The following is a 20,149-nucleotide window of genomic DNA, read 5'->3' on the forward strand; positions in this document are numbered from 1 at the left end:
GGGATGGCTTGAGGGGTGGACCCAGTGTAGAAAACACCGGCCTCCAGGGTTATGACGCAAATCAGTTCGATATGTTCCATCGCCGCTTTTTTGGCCCCGAAAAGTGGCGATCGGTTATGAGACCCGCGGCTGGACGCTGGGTCACGGCTGCGCTTGAAAGACCCGGCAACAGGCCCCATCTACACTCTTAATCTGACATATCTCGAAGGGGTTTCGCCACTATGCGCATGGATAAATTCACCAGCAAGTTTCAATCGGCTTTGGCCGATGCCCAGTCCCTGGCGGTGGGGCGTGATCACCAGATGATCGAACCGGTGCACATGATGATCGCACTGCTGGATCAGGAGGGCGGCTCCGTGCGCCCACTGCTCTCCCAGGCCGGCGTGAACGTCAATCTGCTCAGGTCACAATTGGGCGAGGCCCTGGAGCGCCTGCCTCGGGTGGAAGGGACCGGGGGGGATGTGCATCTCTCCAACGAGCTGGGGCGTCTACTCAATCTGTGCGACAAACTGGCGCAGTCCCGCAAGGATCAGTTCATCTCATCGGAGTTGTTCGTGCTCGCCGCCCTGGAGGCCAAGGGGGCCCTCAAGGATCTGTTGCACAAGGCGGGTGCCAGCCAGGATGCGGTGAACAAGGCGGTGGACCAGTTGCGGGGCGGCCAGCGGGTGGAGGACGCCAATGCAGAGGATCAGCGCAAGGCCCTGGAGAAGTACACCATTGATCTCACCGAGCGGGCTGAGCAGGGCAAGCTGGATCCGGTGATCGGTCGCGATGAGGAAATCCGCCGTACCATTCAGGTGCTGCAGCGGCGCACCAAGAACAACCCGGTGCTGATCGGTGAGCCCGGGGTGGGCAAGACCGCCATCGTCGAGGGCCTGGCCCAGCGCATTGTCAACGGCGAGGTGCCCGAGGGGCTCAAGGACCGTCGCGTCCTGTCTCTGGATATGGGCTCCCTGATCGCCGGTGCCAAGTTCCGCGGGGATTTTGAGGAGCGCCTCAAGGCGGTGCTCAGCGACCTGTCCAAGCAGGAGGGCCGGGTGATCCTGTTCATTGATGAACTCCACACCATGGTGGGCGCCGGCAAGGCCGAGGGCTCCATGGACGCCGGCAACATGCTCAAACCGGCCCTGGCCCGGGGCGAACTGCACTGCATCGGCGCCACCACCCTGGATGAATACCGCAAGTATGTGGAGAAGGATGCCGCCCTGGAGCGGCGCTTCCAGAAGGTGCTGGTGGAAGAGCCCAACGTGGAGGACACCATCGCCATTCTGCGTGGTCTCAAGGAGCGTTATGAGGTGCATCACGGGGTGGAGATCACCGACCCGGCCATTGTCGCTGCCGCCACCCTGTCCCATCGCTATATCACCGACCGGCAGTTGCCGGACAAGGCCATCGATCTGGTGGACGAGGCGGCCAGCCGTATCCGCATGGAAATCGACTCCAAGCCCGAGAGTCTGGATCGCCTGGAACGGCGTCTGATCCAGCTCAAGATCGAGCGTGAGGCCCTCAAGAAGGAGTCCGACGAGGCTTCCCGCAAGCGCCTGGACGCCCTGCAGGAGGAAATCGATAAGCTGGAGCGGGAGTATTCCGATCAGGAAGAGGTATGGAAGTCCGAGAAGGCTGCCCTGTCCGGTACCGCTGCCATCAAGGAGGAACTGGAGCGTGCCCGGGTGGAGCTGGAAACAGCCCGTCGTGCCGGAGACCTGGGGCGCATGTCGGAGTTGCAGTACGGCCGGATCCCCGACCTGGAGCGCAGCCTGGACATGGCCGCCCAGGCGGAGATGTCGGAGATGCGGCTGCTGCGCAACAAGGTCTCGGACGAGGAGATTGCCGAGGTGGTGTCGCGCTGGACGGGTATCCCCGTGTCCAAGATGCTGGAGAGCGAGCGGGCCAAGCTATTGCGCATGGAGGAAAACATCACCCACCGGGTGGTGGGGCAGGATGAGGCGGTCAAGGCGGTATCCAACGCCATTCGTCGGGCCCGGGCGGGGCTTTCGGACCCCAACCGCCCCAATGGTTCGTTCCTGTTCCTGGGCCCCACCGGGGTGGGCAAGACGGAGCTGACCAAGGCGCTGGCCAATTTCCTGTTCGATACCGAGGATGCCATGATCCGTATCGATATGTCGGAGTTCATGGAGAAACACTCGGTGGCCCGTCTGATTGGTGCTCCTCCCGGGTACGTGGGCTATGAGGAAGGCGGCTATCTCACCGAGGCGGTGCGCCGCAAGCCCTTCTCCGTCATCCTGCTGGACGAGGTGGAAAAGGCCCACCCGGATGTCTTCAACGTGCTGTTGCAGGTGCTGGACGATGGGCGGCTGACCGATGGCCACGGGCGCACCGTGGACTTTCGCAACACGGTGATCGTGATGACCTCCAACCTGGGCTCTCAACTCATCCAGGAAATGGCTGGAGAGGAGCACTATGACCAGATGAAGTCGGCGGTGATGGATGAGTTGGGTAACCACTTCCGTCCCGAGTTCATCAACCGGGTGGACGAAGTGGTGGTCTTCCATCCCCTGGGGCGCGAGCAGATTCGCGCCATCACACTGATTCAGCTGGACTATCTGCGCCAGCGGCTCACGGAGCGGGATCTTTCCCTCGAAGTGAGCGATGCCGCCCTGGATCGCCTGGGCGAGGCGGGCTTTGATCCGGTATATGGGGCCCGTCCGCTGAAGCGGGCCATCCAGCAGCAACTGGAGAATGCCCTGGCGCAGCGCATCCTCAAGGGGGATTATGGCCCCGGGGATGTGATCCGGGTGGCTGTCACCGATGGGCAGTTGACGTTTGCCTGAGACCGTCGTTGCGGGCCGTTTCCGAACGGCCCGCGGCCCGGGCGATCAATGCTGCGTCTTGCCCGGCACAATTCACACCGAGTATCCTTGGCACCATGTCTGAATCCCTGCAGCTTTCCGGTGAACTCGTGCAGAAACTCCAGGATATCCTGGTGGAGCACGATGAGCGTTGTCATGATCCCCTGGTGACCGTGCAGTACATGTCGGCCATCAGTGGCTACCTGCTGGGTTGCCAGCCCATCCCCGCGGCCAAGCGAGAGGAGTTTCTCGAGCAGCTGGCGGCGTTCATGCGTCATGTGCATGACGATGTGGAGCGCCAGCAACGGGAGCAACAGGCTGCTCCGGTTCAGCAGGAGCCGCCCCAGGAGGCCTTCGGCGTCTGGCGTCCCGGCGACCCGTAAGCCAGCAGGGGGCCGGATGACGGTTTATGTCCGGTCCGGTTTTCTGGCTCCTTCGTCGCCGTCGGTTGCATTGTCCCGATCCTGGGATGAGCCTCGACGTCCGCGACGGCTCCTGGCAAGTTCCCGCAGCATGGCCTCCTGCTCATTGAAGGAGGGAATACCGTGTAAATCCCCATGCCCCGGGGAGGCCTCGGTCCGCGGGTCTTCCGTGGACATCGGCTGATGGCCGGCCCGCTCCTGTTCCTTCTGCTGTTGATAGGCTTCCAGCATCCCCGTCTTGTGCACGCGACCCCGGTAATCCCTGGGCGGCTCGTGGCCGGGCCTGAGAAAATGGCGCATGCGCAGGGCCTTGTTATAGCGGGTGATGTAACCATCCATCCAGAACAGGTCGAAGACCACCCCGACCAGCATCACGCCCAGTGGTACCAGGGCCCAGAGACTCCCCCCCACCATCCACAGGCCGAAGCTGAGCAGGGTGAGCGCCAGATAGGCGGCCCCCCCCCGGGGCTCGCGCAGGTAAAATCGATGCAGTCCCAAGGGGAAGGCCAACGCCAGCCCGTAGGCCAGGGGGCGGCGACGCATATCCCGGGTGAGCCGGGCGTTCATCGTCTGCAGCCCTGCGCCTTCCAGATCCAGTTGTTTCCAGGCCTTGCTCATGCGGGAGGCTCCCCCGTGATGGTCATGAAGTGCCCCGAGGTGGATTACTTAGTACCATGGCAAGGTAAGGCTTCGACAGGGAATTTGCAAAATGGCTGACCGACGACTTCAAGTATTTTACACCGTGGCCCGACTGCTCTCGTTCACCAAGGCGGCCGAGGCCTTGCACATGACGCAGCCCGCGGTGACGTTCCAGGTGCGCCAGTTGGAGGAACATTTCAACACCCGGCTGTTTGATCGCACCCATAATCGGGTGAGCCTCACCGAGGCGGGGCGGGCAGCCTTTCGCTATGCCGAGCGCATCTTCGAGGCCTATGGGGAGATGGAGAATGCCATCCGCGAGATCACCGGGGATGTCTCCGGTGCTCTCACCCTGGGGGCCAGCACCACCATTGCCGAATACATGCTTCCGGCCCTGCTGGGTAATTTCAAGCGCAAGCATCCCGAGGTGAACATCCGCCTTAAGGTGGCCAACTCCGAGGGCATCGTCTCCATGGTGGAGAACAACATCATCGATCTGGGGGTGGTGGAAGGACCGGTCTCGAACCGCAATCTGCAGGTGGAAGTCTGTCAGATGGATCAACTGGTAGTGATCGTGCCCCCCGGGCATCCCCTGGCGGGAAAGGCATCGGTAACCATGGAAGAGGTATTGCCTTATCCCTTCATCTGCCGGGAGGAGGGGTCCGGCACCCGGGAGGTGATCGCCGATTATCTGATCGAGCTGGGGATGGGGCGCAATGCCCTGACCGTGAGTCTGGAGTTGGGCAGTCCCGAGGCCATCAAGGGAGCCGTGGAGGCGGGCATGGGGGTCTCCATCCTCTCTCGCGCCACCCTGGACAAGGAACTGGCCCTCAATCGTCTGGAGGGCATCCCTCTGGAACCCGGCCTGACCCGGCAGTTTGCTTTCGTGCATCAGCGCCAGAAGTTTCGTTTGCGGGCCGTGGAGGAACTTCTCAGCTTTGCCCGCGACTACTGTGACAGGCAGCCGTCCGGCGACGGCGCCTCCACAGGCCATCCATCCAGCGTCAGCGTCTGATCCGGTGGGCCTCGGCCCGCGATCCGCGCCAGGAGCCGATGATGAAGAATTATGCGGTTGTTCAGCACACCTATTCGGAATTTCTCGGCCTGATCGAGACCCAGCTGGAAAAACGGGACATCGGGTTCAGTTATTATCGGCCCTTTGTGGGGCAGGGGCTGCCCGGATCTGCCGGCCAGTTCGACGGCCTGTGGCTGTTGGGCGGGGCCTGGCCCACGGCGGATGAGGAGAACAACCCACAGGTTGCCGATGAACTGCAATTGATCCGTATCTTTCAGAAGGCTCGGCGACCGGTGGTCGGCCTGGGGATGGGCGGCCTGCTGGTGGCTCAGGCGGCCGGGGGGGCCGCCTCCATGGAGCCGGCCTATACCAGTGGTTTTGTCACCGCCCGCAAGACCGCGGCCGGGGCGGGTGATGCGCTGGCCGAGGCACTGGACGGGCAGCGGGTACTGACCCTGTATCATGGCTCGGTCACCTTGCCCGATGGGCTGGAACCCCTCCTTGTGGATGACGCGGGCCGATGGTTGGCCGTCAGGCCGGATCCGCTCACCTATGGCCTGCTGTTCCGTCCGGAAGTGAAACCCGGCATGCTGGAAGACATCATCATGGAGCAGGGACATAATCCACCTCCAGTGATCACGGAACTGCTGGTGGAGGCCCGGCGGGAGTGGGGTGGCATGCAAAAGATCACTGACCAGGTGGTGATGGCGCTGGTCACCGAACTGCAACTGATGCAGGAGCGTCGCAAGATGCCTGTATTCAGCCTGAAGATGGAGTAACTGTTTGAACGTGTCTGGAATGAACCCTCTCCAAAAGGATTCCCAGCAACGCCTGGTGGGGCTGTATCGGGATTTGCCGGAGGTGGAACGGGAGATGCTGCTGGCCTTTGCCGAGTTTCTGGCCACCCGTGGTGGCCGGAAGGATGTACCGGTGCCCGAGCCCCAGGCCATACCGCGGCCGGAAGAGGAGACGGTGATCAAGGCCATGAAGCGTCTGTCGAGTACCTACCCCATGCTGGACAAGGCACGGTTGCTCAATGAGACCTCGATGCTCATGAGTCAGCACATGCTCCAGGGGCGTGAGGCCCGGGAGGTCATTGATGACCTGGAAGCGGTCTTCGCGCGCCATTACCGTGAGTTGTGCGAAGGCGAGGGCGAGAGATGATGATCCCGGTCCTCAAGCGCTGGTACGACCGGCATTTCTCCGATCCCCAAGTGGTGATCCTGGCGTTCCTGCTCACCCTGGGATTTGCCATCGTCATCTTCGCCGGCAAGCTGCTGGCACCCCTGTTGGCCAGTGTGATCTTTGCCTATCTGCTGGAGGGGGCCGTGCGTCAACTGCAGGACTGGCGCATTCCTCGCATGCCGGCGGTGGCCATCGTGTTCCTGTTGTTCCTGACCATGCTGGTGGCCACACTGCTCGTGGTGGTGCCGGTGCTCACGCAGCAGATCACTCAGCTGGTGCGTGAATTGCCCAACATGGTGGCTCAGGGGCAGAACATCCTGTTGCAATTACCGGAGCGTTATCCGCAGTTCATCTCTGAGGAGCAGGTGCGCGAGATCATGGGCTCCATCCGCGCCGAGTCGGTCGCATTGGGGCAGCGTATGGTCAATCTGACACTGGCCTCGGCGGTGCATATGGCCACGATCATGGTCTACCTGGTGATCGTGCCCCTGATGGTCTTCTTTTTGCTCAAGGACAGGGACGCGATCCTGAGATGGATTACCGGCTTCCTGCCCCGGGATCGCGCCCTGGCCGCCGAGGTGTGGCAGGAGGTGAACCTGAAGATTGCCAGCTATGTACGTGGCAAGTTCATCGAGATCCTCATTGTCTGGGCGGCCAGTTATCTCACTTTCATCTTCTTTGATCTGAACTATGCCCTGCTGTTGTCCTTCACCGTAGGGGTGTCGGTGATCATTCCCTATGTGGGGGCTGCGGTGGTGACCATCCCGGTGGCACTGGTGGCCTATTTCCAGTGGGGGCTGACCAGTGAGTTCACCTATGTGCTGATCGCTTATGGTGTGATCCAGTTCCTGGATGGCAATGTGCTGGTGCCGCTGTTGTTCTCCGAGGTGGTGAACCTGCATCCGGTGGCGATCATCGCGGCGGTGATGATCTTTGGGGGCATCTGGGGGTTGTGGGGGGCATTCTTTGCCATTCCGCTGGCCACCCTGATTCAGGCCGTGATCCGTTCCTGGCCCCGCTACGAGAATGTCCCGGAAGAAGAAGCCCAGGATGAAGCCGCTTGATCGGGGCAGCTGTGGGGAGCCGTGGGAGCGGGCCTCGCCCGCGAAGGCCTGGCTTACAAGTTCGTGGAGGCAAAATCCGCCAGGCGGGAGCGTTCACCGCGTTGCAGGGTGACGTGGCCGCTGTGTTCCCAGTGTTTGAAGCGGTCCACCACGTAGGTGAGCCCGGAGTTGGTCTCGGTGAGGTAGGGGGTGTCGATCTGGCCCACGTTGCCCAGGCAGACCACCTTGGTGCCGGGGCCGGCACGGGTGATCAGGGTCTTCATCTGTTTGGAGGTAAGGTTCTGGGCTTCATCCAGGATCACGTAGCGGTTGAGGAAGGTGCGGCCGCGCATGAAATTCAGTGAGCGGATCTTCACCCGGCTCTTGAGCAATTCCTGGGTGGCGGCACGGCCCCAGTCGCCGCCGGTGTCGGCTTGTGTGAGTACCTCCAGGTTGTCCATGAGTGCGCCCATCCAGGGGGCCATCTTTTCCTCCTCGGTGCCCGGCAGGAAGCCGATGTCCTCGCCCACGGGTACCGTGACCCGGGTCATGATGATTTCCTTGTAGAGGTTCTCCTCCAGCGTTTGTGCCAGGCCGGCGGCCAGAGTGAGCAGGGTCTTGCCCGTGCCGGCCGCGCCCACCAGGCTGACAAAGTCCACTTCCGGGTCCATGAGCAGGTTGAGGGCGAAGTTCTGCTCCCGGTTGCGGGCGTTGATGCCCCATACGGTGTGACGCGGCCCGGTGTAGTCACGGACCATCTCCACCACGGCGGTGTTGGTTTCCGCCTGCCGGACCATGGCCACGAAGGCGGGGTCGTCCGTGCGATACAGGAATTGGTTGGGGTGCCATTGTCCGGTGATGGGGCCGGTAATGCGATAGAAGGTGCGGCCGCTGTCCTGCCAGGAGTCCATGGCCTTGACGTGACTGTCCCAGAAGTCGGTCGGCAGTTCGTGGGTGCCGGCGTAGAGCAGGTTGACGTCGTCCAGCACCTGGTCGTTGTAATAATCCTCTGCGTGGATGCCCAGGACGGTGGCCTTGATCCGCAGGTTGATGTCCTTTGATACCAGCGTGACGCACTGATCCGGGCGTTCCTGCTGCAGGGTGAGGGCGGTGCTCAGAATGGTGTGATCCGGCGTGTTTCCGGGCAGGGTGTCCGGCAGTCGGCTGGCCATGGCGTGGGTCTGGAACAGCAAACGGCCGTGGCCATTGAGTCTGGCCGGATCGGCAAAGCCCACGCCCGTCAGGGGCACGCCGCGGGCAATATCTTCCTGACGGGCCTCTCCCATGAGTTCATCGATGAAGCGGCTGACCTGCCGCACATTGCGGGCCACTTCCGAGACGCCTTTCTTGCTGCGATCCAGTTCTTCCAGCACCACCATGGGCAGGTAGATGTCGTGTTCCTGGAAGCGGAACAGGGCGGTGGGGTCGTGCATGAGCACATTGGTGTCCAGGACGAGCAGCCGCTTGCCGTGGATCTCTTTTTTTACCATGCCGTCTTTACCATGGAAGCACCCTGGAAGTTGCTGATGGCAGGAAGGGCCCCGGTGGATCCTGGGCCGGCGAGTGGGCTACCGGTCCAGTGACTCCAGGGCTTCGATGACTGCGTCCACATGCCCGGGCACCTTGACCTTGCGCCATTCTTTGCGCAGGACACCCTGGCGATCGATGAGAAAGGTGGAACGCTCAATGCCGCGCACCTGTTTACCGTACATGTTTTTCAGTTTCATGACCCCGAACAACTCGCAGACCCGTTCCTCCTCGTCCGAGAGCAACTCGAAGGGGAATCCGTACTTGCATTTGAACTTGTCATGGGACTTGAGCGTGTCCCGGGAGACACCCAGCACGCGGGCGCCGGCCTGTTCCAGACGCGCGTAGTGTTCAGTGAAGTCCTTGCCCTCGGTGGTGCAGCCCGGAGTGTCGTCCCGGGGGTAGAAATACAGCACCAGATGCCGGTCTCCCAGCAGGTCCGACAGGCGCAGCGGTGCGTCATGGCCGGTGGCAGGCAATTCGAAGTCCGGCACTGGCTGGTCGAGGGCAACCTGGGGGGCGGGTTGGGACATGAGACATTCCTTCTGGCAGTGGGGTGGTCGGGGTGAGGTGGACTCAACCCTTGATCGGTTCGATCACGCCATCCAGGTTCAGTTCATCGCATAGGTCCAGAAAATCCTCCCGCAGTGAGGTGATGTGCTCGGTGGCGGGGATTTCCACCGACAGGTGGGCCGTGAACATGGGGGTGGAGGAATGGGCGGCGGTGTAGGCCTGGCTGTTCATCTCGCGAATCGTCACGCCTCGGGAGGAGAAGAAGCCGACCAGTTGGTGAACGATTCCCGGTTGGTCCAGGGCGATCACGTCCACCGAGTAAGGCAGGCTATGACCTTCCCGCTGTCCGGGGCCAGTACGCCGGGTGTGTACGTCCAGGCCCTGCTGGCGGGCCAGGCTGACCAGGGCGCCGTCGAGTTTGCTCAGGGTGTTCCAATTGCCTGAGACCAGCAGGGTGGCGGTGAAGGCATTGCCCAGCACGGCCATGTGACTGTCCTGAATACTGCAGCCACTGTCGAGTATTGCCCGGGTCAGGTGGTCCAGCAGTCCGGGTTGTTGTTCACCCATGGCTGAGATGAGCAGATGGGTACTACGGGAGTGACGCGGGGATTGGGGCATCCTGGGGGAATCCGGTGCGGCTGATCCCAGAGATTATCAAGGAGCCCGAGGGTAAAGCCACCGTGATGGTGGGGTGTGGTGGTCGTTGGCATGCCATCACGCTTGATGGGGGAGGGGGTGGACATTACTATGTGGGCCTGTATCCAGTGCGGAGGTTTCGATGTTTCACGGCAGCATGGTGGCCCTGGCCACGCCCATGAACGAGGATGGTTCCCTCGCCGAGGCGGCGCTGGAGGCGCTGGTGGAGTTTCACGTGGACCACGGCACGGACGCCATTGTCGCCGTGGGCACCACAGGTGAGTCCGCCACCCTGGATGTGCGTGAACATTGCCAGGTGGTGCGGCAGGTGGTGGCGTTCGCCAAGGGACGGGTACCGGTGATTGCCGGAACCGGGGCCAACTCCACGGCAGAGGCCATTGAGCTGACCCGCCTGGCCATGCAGTCCGGGGCCGATGCCTGTCTGCTCGTGACGCCGTACTACAACAAGCCCACCCAGGAAGGCCTCTATCGCCACTTCAAGGCCGTGGCGGATGCGGTGCCCATCCCTCAGATCCTCTACAACGTGCCGGGCCGCACGGCGGTGGATCTGTTGCCCGAGACGGCGGAACGTCTGTCCAGCATTTCCAATATCATTGGTCTCAAGGAGGCCACAGGCGATGTTCAACGGGCACGGGATGTGCTGGCCCGCTGTAGCGATCGGCTGGATCTTTACAGCGGCGATGACCCCACGTCCCTTGACTTCATGCTGGCCGGTGGGCGAGGCATGATCTCTGTGACCGCCAATGTGGCGCCTCGGGCAATGCACGAGATGTGCAAGGCGGCCCTGGCGGGTGACCGGGCCGCCGCGGAGGCCGCCGAGGCCCCTGTCCGGGGGCTGCATCGTGCACTGTTTGTGGAGTCGAATCCCATCCCGGTGAAGTGGGCGCTCCACGAAATGGGGCTGATCCCTCCCGGGATCCGCCTGCCCCTGACGCCACTGTCCGAGCACCTGCGTGAGCCCTTGCGTGACGCCCTCAAGGCCGCCGACATTCCCCTGAGTCCCTCGTATTCATGAAAGCATCATCGGTTTTTCCAAAGCCCCGGCACCTGCTGCCGGTCCTGGCGGGCACCCTGTTGATTGGTGGCTGCGGCCTGCTCGGTGAACGTGATAGCGCCGACCGTGCCGAGACACCTCCGTTGGAGGTGCCGCCTGATCTGGTGGCTCCTGAAGTGGATGGTTCGTTCCGGATTCCCGATGCCCCGGCGGGGCGTGCCAGTGCAGGCGGGGCGGCAAGCAACGTGCAGACTCAGGCCCAGGAGCGCTCGCAGGGTACGGCGATGCGCCCTGAGCGGGTACTGAGTTATCCCGAGGGCGTTCGGGTGGTCAGGGACGGTCCCGTGCGCTGGCTGGAAGTGGACATGCCACCGGATGAACTCTGGCCGCGGCTGCGTGCATTTTTCGACGAGCAGGACGTGCCGCTGGCTCGGGATGAGCCGCGCCAGGGCCTGATCGAGACGGAGTGGATGCGGATGGAGGCCGGTGTGCCCATCGAAGGGGGCATCCGCCAGTTGATCGGACGTGTGTTCGGGGATTCCTACGACGCCAGTACGCGGGATCAGTTCCGGGTGAGGGTGGAGCCGGACGGGGATTCTGCCGCCGTGGTGTTTGTCAGTCATCGCAGTACCCGTGAGGTGGCAGTGGGCCAGGATGAGGTGCGTTGGCGGATGGCACCGGCCGATCCCGAGGCCGAGGCCCGTATGCTGGTGCAGATCATGAGCCACCTGGGGCCGGCGGAAGAACAGGCGGCACAGGCCGTGGCCGAGGAGGCCCGGGATGTGACGCCGTCACTGCGCATCACTCAGATGGAGGGGGAACCGGTACTGGAGATTCAGGATCGTTTTCTGAGTGTGTGGCGTCGTCTGGGTGTGATGCTGGATCGTGCCTCCCTGCTGGTGGATGATCAGGACCGCAGCGCCGGGACATATTTTGTCACCTACCGCCCGGAGCAGGATGCCGAGGAGGGAGGGTTCCTCAGTCGCCTGTTCGGTAGTGAAGAGGCGCCAGCCCTGCGCCGGGATACCCAGTACCGCATCTTGCTCGGTGAAGCCGAGGGGCGCGTGCGAATCGTGGCGAGGGATCAGGAGGGGGAGATTCTGGATGCCCAGCAGGCCGAGGCCGTGCTGGAACGCATTCGTAACCAGTTCGAGGGTGTTGAATAGACGCCCGCTGGGCTGAGTGCCACGGGATGGCCGGGCCTGGGCCCGGCCATGAGCACATGCTGGGGGCTCAGGCCCCGGCCAGTGCCAGTGCTTCCAGTTCCTTGTCCCGTTCGATCAGGGCGTAGGCGGAGTGATTGTGAATGGATTCGAAATTCTCCGATGACACGGAGTAGGCGGAGATGCGCTCGTCCTGATTCAGGCGCACGGCAATGTCCCGCACCAGGTCTTCCACGAACTTGGGATTATCATAGGCCCGCTCGGTGACGTATTTTTCGTCCGGGCGCTTGAGCAGTCCATAAAGCTCGCAAGAGGCCTCTTTCTCCACCAGGTCGATGAGTTCTTCCACCCACATGAAGTCCTTGATGCGCACGTTCACGGTGACGTGTGAACGCTGGTTGTGAGCGCCATACTCGGAGATGCCCTTGGAACAGGGGCACAGGCTGGTCACGGGGACCAGAACCTGAATGTTCATTTGCGGTTTGCCGTCCTGGATCACGCCGATAAAGCTCACATCGTAGTCCATGAGACTGCACACCCCGGTGACCGGGGCCGGCTTGTTCACGAAATAAGGGAAGTTCATCTCCAGATGACCGGCGGCCGCCTCCAGGCGTTCGGCCATCTCATGCAGCATGAGCTTGAACGTTTCCACCGTGATTTCACGCTCGTGGGCATTGAGGATGTCCACGAAACGTGACATGTGTGTGCCCTTGAAGTTATGGGGCAGGTTCACATACATGGAGAATCGGGCCACGGTATGCTGGTCGTTGCCGGTGCGATCGGTCACCCGCACCGGGTGGCGGATGTCCTTGATGCCCACCTTGTTGATGGGGATCTCGCGGGTATCCGCGCTGGCCTGCACGTCGGGGATGGCCGGCGTGATCAACTTCGGAACGATTGTGCTCATAAGGCTGAGTCCTTTGACTGGTCTTCCGAGTACCGCACACAAGCCCTCTCGGTCTCCCACAGGGTGATGGCGCTGACCCGCACATGGGGGGCGTCGAGTCGTGCCGTCATTTCGTGGAAGAACCACGCGGCAATGTTTTCGGCGGTCGGGTTCAGGTCCCGGAAGGGTTCCAGATCATTCAGGTATTGGTGATCCAGCTGGCCGGCAATCTCCCGCGCCAACCCCTTGATGGTCTTGAAGTCCACCGCCATACCCAGCGCATCGAGCTGCGAGGCCTCCACTTCGGCCTCGACTTTCCAGTTGTGGCCGTGCAGCCGGGCGCAATCTCCGGGATAGTCCCGCAGGGTGTGCGCTGACGCGAAGTCGGTCAGCACCTTGAGAGTATATTTGGGCACCGCGATTAAACTTTACCAATTTGGTCGGATATTACGCCACCCGCCGCACTGGCACAAGCCTGCGGGCCCAGGCGCTTGCGAATGGCGGCCTCCATGCTGTCGGCGTCGAGGCCTGCATCGACCAGCAGTTCCTCGCGGCTGCCGTGGCTCTGGAAACGATCCGGCAAGCCCAGCTGCAGCAGCCGGATGGCCATGTCATGGTGGGCCAGGCACTCGGCCACAGCACCGCCGGCGCCGCCGGCCACCACGTTGTCTTCCACGGTGACCAGCAGGTCGTGCGCCCGGGCGGCTTCCAGCACCCGCTGCTCGTCCAGGGGTTTGACAAAACGCATGTTGATCACCGTGGCGTCCAGTCGCTCACCCACCTCGAGGGCCTGAGCGAGGGGGGTGCCGAAAGCCAGAATGGCCACGCCCTTGCCGCGGCGGCGGACTTCCGCCTCACCCACGGGCAGGGGGACCAGGCCCGGTTCGGGCAGGGCGCCCGGGCCCTTGCCACGGGGATAGCGCACGGCGGCGGGTTGATCCAGAAGGAAACCGGTGGAGAGCATGCGCCGGCATTCGTTCTCGTCCGCCGGGGCCATGATGACCATGTTGGGGATGCAGCGCAGGAATGAGAGATCGAAGCTTCCCGCGTGGGTGGGGCCGTCAGGGCCCACCACGCCGGCGCGGTCGACGGCAAACAGTACGGGCAGGTTCTGCAGGGCCACATCGTGTATCAGTTGGTCGTAGCCGCGTTGCAGGAATGAGGAATAGATGGCCACCACGGGCTTCACGCCCTCGCAGGCCAGGCCCGCAGCCAGGGTGATGGCATGTTGTTCGGCAATGCCCACGTCATGGTAGCGTTCGGGGAAGCGCTCCACGTAAGCCGTCATGCCCGAGCCCTCGCTCATGGCGGGGGTGATGGCGACCATGCGCTCATCCGCTTCGGCCTGGTCGCACAGCCACTGACCAAACACCTGGGTGTAGGTGGGCGAACCGCTGCTCTTGCCGCTCTGAATGCCCTGGTCAGGGTCAAAGCTCCCGACGCCATGATAGGTGCAGGGATCCTCCTCGGCCGGTCCGTAGCCACGCCCCTTGTGGGTGACCACATGCAGCAGGATCGGGCCCTCCATGGTGTAGAGGTTGCGCAGCATCTTCACCATGCCGTTCACGTCGTGACCGTCCACCGGTCCGAAATAGTTCAGGCCCAGTTCCTCGAAGAGGGTGCTGGGAACAATCATGCCCTTCACGTGTTCCTCGGCACGGCGCATGAATTCGCGCATGGGGGGCACGTGGTCCAGGACGCGCTTGCTGCCCTCGCGCATGCTGGAATACATGGGGCCGGACAGCAGGCTGGCCAGGTGTCGGTTGAGGGCACCCACATTGGCTGAGATGGACATGTTGTTGTCGTTGAGCACCACCAGCAGGTCAGCCTTTTCGTCGCCCGCATGATTGAGGGCCTCAAAGGCCATGCCTGCAGTCATGGCGCCATCGCCGATGATGGCCACGGATTTTCGCCGTTCGCCCTGCTGGCGGGCCCCCAGGGCCATGCCCAGGGCGGCACTGATGGAGGTGCTGGAATGGCCCACGCCAAAGCAGTCGTAACAGCTTTCGTCGCGCTTGGGAAAGCCGGCCAGGCCGTCCTTCTGGCGCAGGGACTGCATGGCCTCGCGCCGGCCGGTAAGGATCTTGTGGGGATAGCTCTGGTGGCCCACGTCCCACACCAGACGATCCTCGGGCGTGTTGAAGACATGGTGCAGGGCAATGGTCAGTTCCACCGTACCCAGGTTGGCCGCCAGGTGGCCGCCGGTTCGGGAGACGGATTCCAGCAGAAAGGCCCGCATCTCTTCCGCCAGGGAGGAGAGTTCATCCATGGACCAGCCGCGGATGTCCTCCGGACCGTGGATGCGCGAGAGCAGGGGATACGAATCAGTCTGTGTCATCTCACTGCCATTCGAGGAAAACTTTCATTATCACGGGGGGTGGCCGGGTGTGCAAGCCGAACCCTTCAGTTGATACGCTCGACGATGAAGCGGGCGATCCAGCGCAGCAGGTCGGCCCGTTCATCCAGCCCGGCAATGCCGTCCAGGGCCCGGTCCACCAGCTCCCGGGCCTGCTGCTTGGAGGCGTCAAGACCGATGATGGCCGGGTAGGTGGCCTTGCCCAGGGCCTGGTCTGCCCCCTGGGTCTTGCCCAGGGTCTGGGTGTCGCCTTCCACGTCCAGGATGTCGTCGCGGATCTGGAAGGCCAGGCCGATGCATTTGGCAAAGCGGTCCAGGCCCTCGAGGGTCTGCGGGTCCACGTCAGGACGACTGGTGGCGCCCATGAGCACGGCGGCCCGGATCAGGGCGCCGGTCTTGTGCACGTGCATGCCCTCCAGTTCGGCAATATCCAGTTGCTTGCCGGCGGAGCCCAGGTCGATGGCCTGGCCGCCGACCATGCCCCGGGAGCCCGAGGCGCGGGCCAGTTGATCCACCATGCGCAGCCGGGCACCCGGGTCGTCCACCATTTTGGGGTCGGTGGCCAGGATCTGGAAGGCCAGGGCCTGCAGGGCGTCTCCCACCAGGATGGCGGTCGCATCGTCGTAGGCCTTGTGACAGGTGGGTTTGCCACGGCGCAGGTCGTCGTCATCCATGGCGGGGAGGTCGTCATGCACCAGGGAATACACATGGATCAGTTCCACGGCGCAGGCAGGACCGTCCAACTGATCCAGGGGCACACCCAGGGCACTGCCCGTGGCATAGGCCAGCACCGGGCGGATGCGCTTGCCGCCATCCAGGGCAGAGTAGCGCATGCCCTCGTGGAGACGGCCTGGCAGGATGTTGGATTCGGGCAGCCAGCCGGCCAGGGCGGCTTCAACCCGTTGTTGCAGATCGGAAATACGTGATTCCACTCAGTCTTCTCCGTCCGGGCCCGCTGGTTCGGGCGTGTCGAGATCGATCTCGGTGCCATCCTCGGTGAGTCGACGCACCTTCTGTTCCGCCGCTGTCAGGGCCTTCTGGCAGCGGCGGGTGAGCGCGATACCGCGCTCGAATTCTTCCAGCGAGGTTTCCAGCGACAATTCCCCCTGTTCCATGCGCGCCACCAGGGCCTCCAGGGCTTCCAGGTCCTTTTCGAATTCGGCAGGGTTGTCGGGGGTGTCGCCTGTGGTCATTCTGGGCCTCGGGCCGAGAGTGGAATGATACGCGAAACAGAGGGTAGCACGAAGCGCCGTTGTGGTTGCCTGGGTGACTGGTCTCAGATGACGTCCAGGACCTGAGCCAGGCGGCTGGCAGCGGTGATCTCCATGCCCTGGATGGGTTTGCGGGGTGCGTTGCCGGCGGGTACCACGGCGCGGGTAAAGCCGTGTTTGGCGGCCTCCCGCAGGCGCTCCTCGCCATTGGGGACCGGACGGATCTCGCCGGCCAGGCCCACCTCGCCAAAGCTCACCAGTTCATGGGGCAGGGGGCGGTCGCGGAAGCTGGACAAGGCGGAGAGCAGCATGGGCAGGTCGGCCGCGGTTTCCGTGACGCGCACGCCGCCCACCACATTGACGAAGACGTCCTGGTCATAGAGGGCGAGACCGCCGTGACGATGCAGTACCGCCAGGAGCATGGCGAGGCGGTTCTGTTCCAGTCCCACGGTCACGCGCCGGGGCTGAGGGGCGTGGCTCTCGGCCACCAGGGCCTGTACCTCCACCATGAGGGGACGCGTGCCCTCCCGGGTGACCATGATGACGCTGCCGGGCACCGGTTCCTCGTGGCGCGACAGGAAGATGGCCGAGGGGTTGCTCACCGGTTTGAGGCCCGTCTCCAGCATGGCGAAGACCCCGAGTTCATTCACGGCGCCGAAGCGGTTCTTTACCGCCCTGAGCACACGGTAGCGGCCACCGGGATCTCCCTCGAAATAGAGCACCGTGTCCACCATATGTTCCAGCACACGTGGGCCGGCAATCTGGCCTTCCTTGGTGACGTGGCCCACGATGAACACGGCAGTACCGGTCTGCTTGGCATAGCGTACCAAGATTGCCGCACTTTCCCGGACCTGGGCCACCGAACCGGGGGCCGATTGCAGTTGTTCGGAATGGATCGTCTGGATGGAGTCCACCACCATGACCTGGGGTTTTTCCCGCTGGGCATGCTCGATGATGCGTTCCACGCAGGTCTCGGTGAGCAGACGCAGGTCTTCACAGGGCAGGCCCAGGCGGCGGCCGCGCAGGGAAACCTGTTCGGGGGATTCCTCGCCAGTGACGTAGAGGCTGGCCAGGTCAGGCAGGGTGGCGAGGGCCTGTAGCAGGAGGGTGGACTTGCCGATGCCCGGGTCGCCGCCGATGAGCACCACCGAGCCCTGCACCAGTCCGCCACCCAGGGCGCGGTCCAGCTCCGAGATGCCCGTGGTGTTGCGGGCATCGCCTTCGGTGGTGACCTCGCCCAGGCGCTTTACCTGGGCGGGACCGCCTGCGTAGCCAGCGAAGCGGCTGCCGGTGGCAGCATGGGCCGTCGGCTGGGTCATCACTTCCGTCAGGGTGTTCCAGGCGCCGCAGTCCGGGCACTGGCCGGCCCATTTGGGAGACAGGGCCCCGCAGGCGGTGCATTCATGCTGGACGCGGGGCTTGGCCATGATCGTGGTTCCGTGAGTTGCCGGGGCGGGGCCTGAACAGGCTCAGTGAGTGCTGCTGTCCTGGCCCCCGGCCTTGGCGGGCAGGCGCGGGCCGATGCGCACGGTTTTGATGGCATTGCTCTTCACATGCACGATCTCGATGGGGTAGCGGTCAATGAGGACGCTGGTATTCGCATCCGGGATCGTTTCCAGGTACTCCAGCAGCATGCCATTGAGGGTGCGCGGACCGTCCACCGCGAACCGCGTACCCACGATGCGGTTGAGTTCCCGCAGGTGGATCGTGGCGTCCACCAGATAACTGCCATCCTCCTGGGGCAGCACCTCGGGCGAGACGGCGGATGGGTCGGTCGTGAATTCGCCCACCACCTCCTCCAGCAGGTCTTCCAGGGTGACCAGGCCTTCGATGTCGCCGTATTCATCCACCACCATGCCGATGCGCCGCTGCTCGCGCTGGAAATTGAGCAACTGGCGGTTGAGGTTGGTGCCTTGGGGGATGAAGTAGGGCTCGCGCAGGTTGTCGCGCAGCTGGTCGGGGGTGAATTCATCCCGGTGGACCATGGGCAATACCCGTCGCAGGTGAATGAAACCCAGCATGTTGTCCACGTTGCCCTTGAAGACCGGCAGGCGGGTGTACTGACTGTGGATGATCTGGTCTTCGATCTCTTCCCAGTCATCCTCCAGGTCGATACCCACGATCTCGTTGCGGGGCACCATGATGTCTTCGACAGTGGCCTTTTCCAGATCCAGCAAGGCCACCAGCATGCGCTGGTGGCGGGCGGGGATCAGACTGCCCGCCTCGTTCACCGCCACACGCAATTCCTCGCTGGACAGGGCGTGGTGGGCTCGATCATGAGAGCGGATGCCCACGGCGCGCAGCACGGCATTGGCCACCAGGTTCACCGTCCATACCAGGGGGTAGGCAACCACCAGCAGCGGCGTGAAGACGTAGGCGGCCGGGTAGGCGATACGATCCGAGTGCAGGGCGGCGAGGGTTTTTGGGGCCACCTCGGCAAAGACCAGCAGGGTGAGGGTGAGCAGGCCGGTGGCCACGGCCACGCCCACGTCGCCATGGATCCTGAAGCCGATATAGGTGGCCAGCTGGGTGATCAGGATGTTGACGAAGTTGTTGCCCAGCAGGATCAGGCCAATCAGCCGATCGGGCTTGTCCAGCAGCTTCTGGGCGCGCCGCGCACCGCCATGTCCCGCCTGCGCCATGTGGCGCATGCGATAGCGGTTCAGTGACATCAGGGCGGTTTCCGACCCGGAGAAAAAGGCCGAACAGAAAAACAGCGTCACCAGCACCGCCGCCAGTGCGCCTAGAGGAATTTGTTCCAAGGTCGCTTTAACATCCCGTGGGGAAGTTGTACATCCTCCGCATTACACGGAGAGGCCGGCCACCCTGTCAAGAGTTGCCAGTGCCCCCCGCGTGACGGGCCGACGCGCGCGGGGGCGTCAGCCGACGCCCAGCATCATGTCGATGACCACTTTGGTGCCCACGTAGGCCACCACCAGCCAGGCAAAGCCCATGAGCGTCCAGCGCACGGCCTTGCGACCACGCCAGCCGAAACGGAAGCGTCCGAAGAGCAGGATGGCGAACACCACCCAGGCAATGATGGCGAACACCACTTTATGGACCAGCTGCTGCGCAAGAATGTCATCCAGCACGAACAGGCCAGTGGCCAGCGCCGCGGTAAGGAAGATGAAGCCCCAGCCGATGATGTGGAACAGCATGGAGTCCATCATGGACAGTGGCGGTAGTGCCCGGATCAACCCGCCCGGGCGATGGTTATGCAGGCTGTAGTTCTGCAGGGCCAGCAGCCCGGCCTGAATGGCGGCGATGGTGAGCAGGCTGAAGGCGATCATGGCCAGCAGCATGTGGGCACGCAGCCCCGGATCGCTGACCGCGGCCGTGGGCGTGCCGCCGGCCAGCGCCATCTCCAGCGCCACGGTGACGCCGGCAAACGGCAGCAGGATGATGCCCAGCACATGGATGGGGTGGCGTAGCGACCAGACGAACAGGAACACGGCGATGATCCAGGCTGTCATCGAGACAACGCTGAAGACGCCGATGCCAAACCCGTTGGCCCCGAACATGAAGTGGTAGAGCACCACGGCGTGCAGGACGATGGCGGCGCCCCACGTGGCAAACAGCAGGGGTCTGCCCTTTTCGGTGGGGGGCTCCCCGCCGGCGGCACGGCGTAGCCGCTGCATCAACAGGGCTCCACCCATGAAGTAGAACACGGTGGCGAGTAATCCGAAGGCGGCTACGAGCATGCAGGGATTCCAAACCTTAAATTTCGA

At 63.3% G+C, this 20,149-nt stretch carries 20 protein-coding genes; 8 read left to right on the plus strand and 12 right to left on the minus strand.

The features are described from left to right. Positions 1 to 227: 227 nt before the first annotated feature. A complete protein-coding gene (gene clpB / locus BMY52_RS10580) occupies positions 228 to 2,792 on the plus strand; it encodes an ATP-dependent chaperone ClpB (RefSeq protein WP_177169936.1) in 2,565 nt (854 codons plus the stop codon). A 95-nt stretch (positions 2,793 to 2,887) separates the two neighbouring features. Then, the gene (locus BMY52_RS10585; protein ID WP_090254207.1) at positions 2,888 to 3,193 is read left to right on the plus strand and encodes a hypothetical protein; all 306 of its coding nucleotides are present in this window, start codon (positions 2,888 to 2,890) and stop codon (positions 3,191 to 3,193) included. Between the two features lie 24 nt (positions 3,194 to 3,217). On the opposite strand, the gene BMY52_RS10590 is transcribed toward BMY52_RS10585, so the two are convergent. Continuing rightward, complete coding sequence (locus BMY52_RS10590) at positions 3,218 to 3,850, minus strand: TM2 domain-containing protein (protein ID WP_090254209.1); 633 nt, start codon at positions 3,848 to 3,850, stop codon at positions 3,218 to 3,220. Between the two features lie 91 nt (positions 3,851 to 3,941). Here BMY52_RS10590 and BMY52_RS10595 point away from each other — a divergent pair, with 91 nt between their 5' ends. From BMY52_RS10595 to BMY52_RS10610, 4 genes are read left to right on the plus strand one after another with little or no spacing between them, the layout of a single operon-like run. Next, positions 3,942 to 4,886, plus strand: coding sequence for a LysR family transcriptional regulator (locus tag BMY52_RS10595; protein ID WP_090254211.1), 945 nt, complete (start codon positions 3,942 to 3,944; stop codon positions 4,884 to 4,886). A 41-nt stretch (positions 4,887 to 4,927) separates the two neighbouring features. Continuing rightward, entirely contained in the window at positions 4,928 to 5,665 is a 738-nt protein-coding gene (locus BMY52_RS10600; RefSeq protein WP_090254213.1) for a type 1 glutamine amidotransferase, read from the plus strand. Between the two features lie 19 nt (positions 5,666 to 5,684). Further along, positions 5,685 to 6,050, plus strand: a complete 366-nt coding sequence (locus BMY52_RS10605; protein ID WP_090254215.1) for a Crp/Fnr family transcriptional regulator — start codon at positions 5,685 to 5,687, stop codon at positions 6,048 to 6,050. Then, entirely contained in the window at positions 6,050 to 7,135 is a 1,086-nt protein-coding gene (locus tag BMY52_RS10610; protein ID WP_090254371.1) for an AI-2E family transporter, read from the plus strand. The genes BMY52_RS10605 and BMY52_RS10610 overlap by 1 nt, the downstream gene beginning before the upstream one ends. A 53-nt stretch (positions 7,136 to 7,188) precedes the next feature. Here the strand turns inward: BMY52_RS10610 and BMY52_RS10615 are convergent, their stop codons facing one another. The 3 genes from BMY52_RS10615 to BMY52_RS10625 form a co-directional block, all read right to left on the minus strand. Beyond that, a complete protein-coding gene (locus BMY52_RS10615; RefSeq protein ID WP_090254216.1) occupies positions 7,189 to 8,604 on the minus strand; it encodes a PhoH family protein in 1,416 nt (471 codons plus the stop codon). A gap of 78 nt (positions 8,605 to 8,682) precedes the next feature. Beyond that, a complete protein-coding gene (locus BMY52_RS10620; protein WP_090254218.1) occupies positions 8,683 to 9,174 on the minus strand; it encodes a peroxiredoxin in 492 nt (163 codons plus the stop codon). A 43-nt stretch (positions 9,175 to 9,217) separates the two neighbouring features. Then, the gene (locus BMY52_RS10625) at positions 9,218 to 9,772 is read right to left on the minus strand and encodes a glycine cleavage system transcriptional repressor (protein WP_090254220.1); all 555 of its coding nucleotides are present in this window, start codon (positions 9,770 to 9,772) and stop codon (positions 9,218 to 9,220) included. A 160-nt stretch (positions 9,773 to 9,932) separates the two neighbouring features. On the opposite strand from BMY52_RS10625, the gene dapA reads away from it, so the two are divergent. Together dapA and bamC are read left to right on the plus strand one after the other, a co-directional pair. Then, positions 9,933 to 10,826, plus strand: a complete 894-nt coding sequence (dapA, locus tag BMY52_RS10630; RefSeq protein ID WP_090254222.1) for a 4-hydroxy-tetrahydrodipicolinate synthase — start codon at positions 9,933 to 9,935, stop codon at positions 10,824 to 10,826. Beyond that, positions 10,823 to 11,971, plus strand: coding sequence for an outer membrane protein assembly factor BamC (gene bamC / locus BMY52_RS10635; RefSeq protein ID WP_090254224.1), 1,149 nt, complete (start codon positions 10,823 to 10,825; stop codon positions 11,969 to 11,971). Before dapA ends, bamC begins: the two co-directional genes overlap by 4 nt. Positions 11,972 to 12,038: 67 nt before the next feature. Here the strand turns inward: bamC and folE2 are convergent, their stop codons facing one another. The 8 genes from folE2 to BMY52_RS10675 all read right to left on the minus strand — a co-directional run bounded on the left by folE2 (position 12,039) and on the right by BMY52_RS10675 (position 20,122). Next, on the minus strand, positions 12,039 to 12,875 hold the full coding sequence (folE2, locus tag BMY52_RS10640) for a GTP cyclohydrolase FolE2 (RefSeq protein WP_090254227.1): 837 nt from the start codon (positions 12,873 to 12,875) through the stop codon (positions 12,039 to 12,041). Continuing rightward, a complete protein-coding gene (gene queD / locus BMY52_RS10645) occupies positions 12,872 to 13,270 on the minus strand; it encodes a 6-carboxytetrahydropterin synthase QueD (RefSeq protein WP_090254228.1) in 399 nt (132 codons plus the stop codon). Before queD ends, folE2 begins: the two co-directional genes overlap by 4 nt. A gap of 5 nt (positions 13,271 to 13,275) precedes the next feature. Then, positions 13,276 to 15,192: a 1-deoxy-D-xylulose-5-phosphate synthase gene (dxs, locus tag BMY52_RS10650; RefSeq protein ID WP_090254230.1), complete on the minus strand. Its 1,917-nt coding sequence runs from the start codon at positions 15,190 to 15,192 to the stop codon at positions 13,276 to 13,278. Positions 15,193 to 15,257: 65 nt separating this feature from the next. Continuing rightward, positions 15,258 to 16,142, minus strand: a complete 885-nt coding sequence (gene ispA / locus BMY52_RS10655) for a (2E,6E)-farnesyl diphosphate synthase (protein ID WP_090254232.1) — start codon at positions 16,140 to 16,142, stop codon at positions 15,258 to 15,260. After that, positions 16,143 to 16,403: an exodeoxyribonuclease VII small subunit gene (locus BMY52_RS10660; RefSeq protein WP_090254234.1), complete on the minus strand. Its 261-nt coding sequence runs from the start codon at positions 16,401 to 16,403 to the stop codon at positions 16,143 to 16,145. Between the two features lie 83 nt (positions 16,404 to 16,486). Continuing rightward, positions 16,487 to 17,848: a DNA repair protein RadA gene (gene radA, locus BMY52_RS10665; RefSeq protein ID WP_090254236.1), complete on the minus strand. Its 1,362-nt coding sequence runs from the start codon at positions 17,846 to 17,848 to the stop codon at positions 16,487 to 16,489. 42 nt (positions 17,849 to 17,890) lie between these two features. Continuing rightward, entirely contained in the window at positions 17,891 to 19,183 is a 1,293-nt protein-coding gene (locus tag BMY52_RS10670; protein ID WP_090254239.1) for an HlyC/CorC family transporter, read from the minus strand. 117 nt (positions 19,184 to 19,300) lie between these two features. Continuing rightward, positions 19,301 to 20,122 (minus strand): cytochrome C assembly family protein, encoded by an 822-nt coding sequence (locus BMY52_RS10675; protein ID WP_090254241.1) that lies wholly within the window; start codon positions 20,120 to 20,122, stop codon positions 19,301 to 19,303. Positions 20,123 to 20,149: the final 27 nt, after the last annotated feature.

This window comes from Ectothiorhodospira marina, assembly GCF_900109495.1.
Lineage (GTDB): Bacteria > Pseudomonadota > Gammaproteobacteria > Ectothiorhodospirales > Ectothiorhodospiraceae > Ectothiorhodospira > Ectothiorhodospira marina.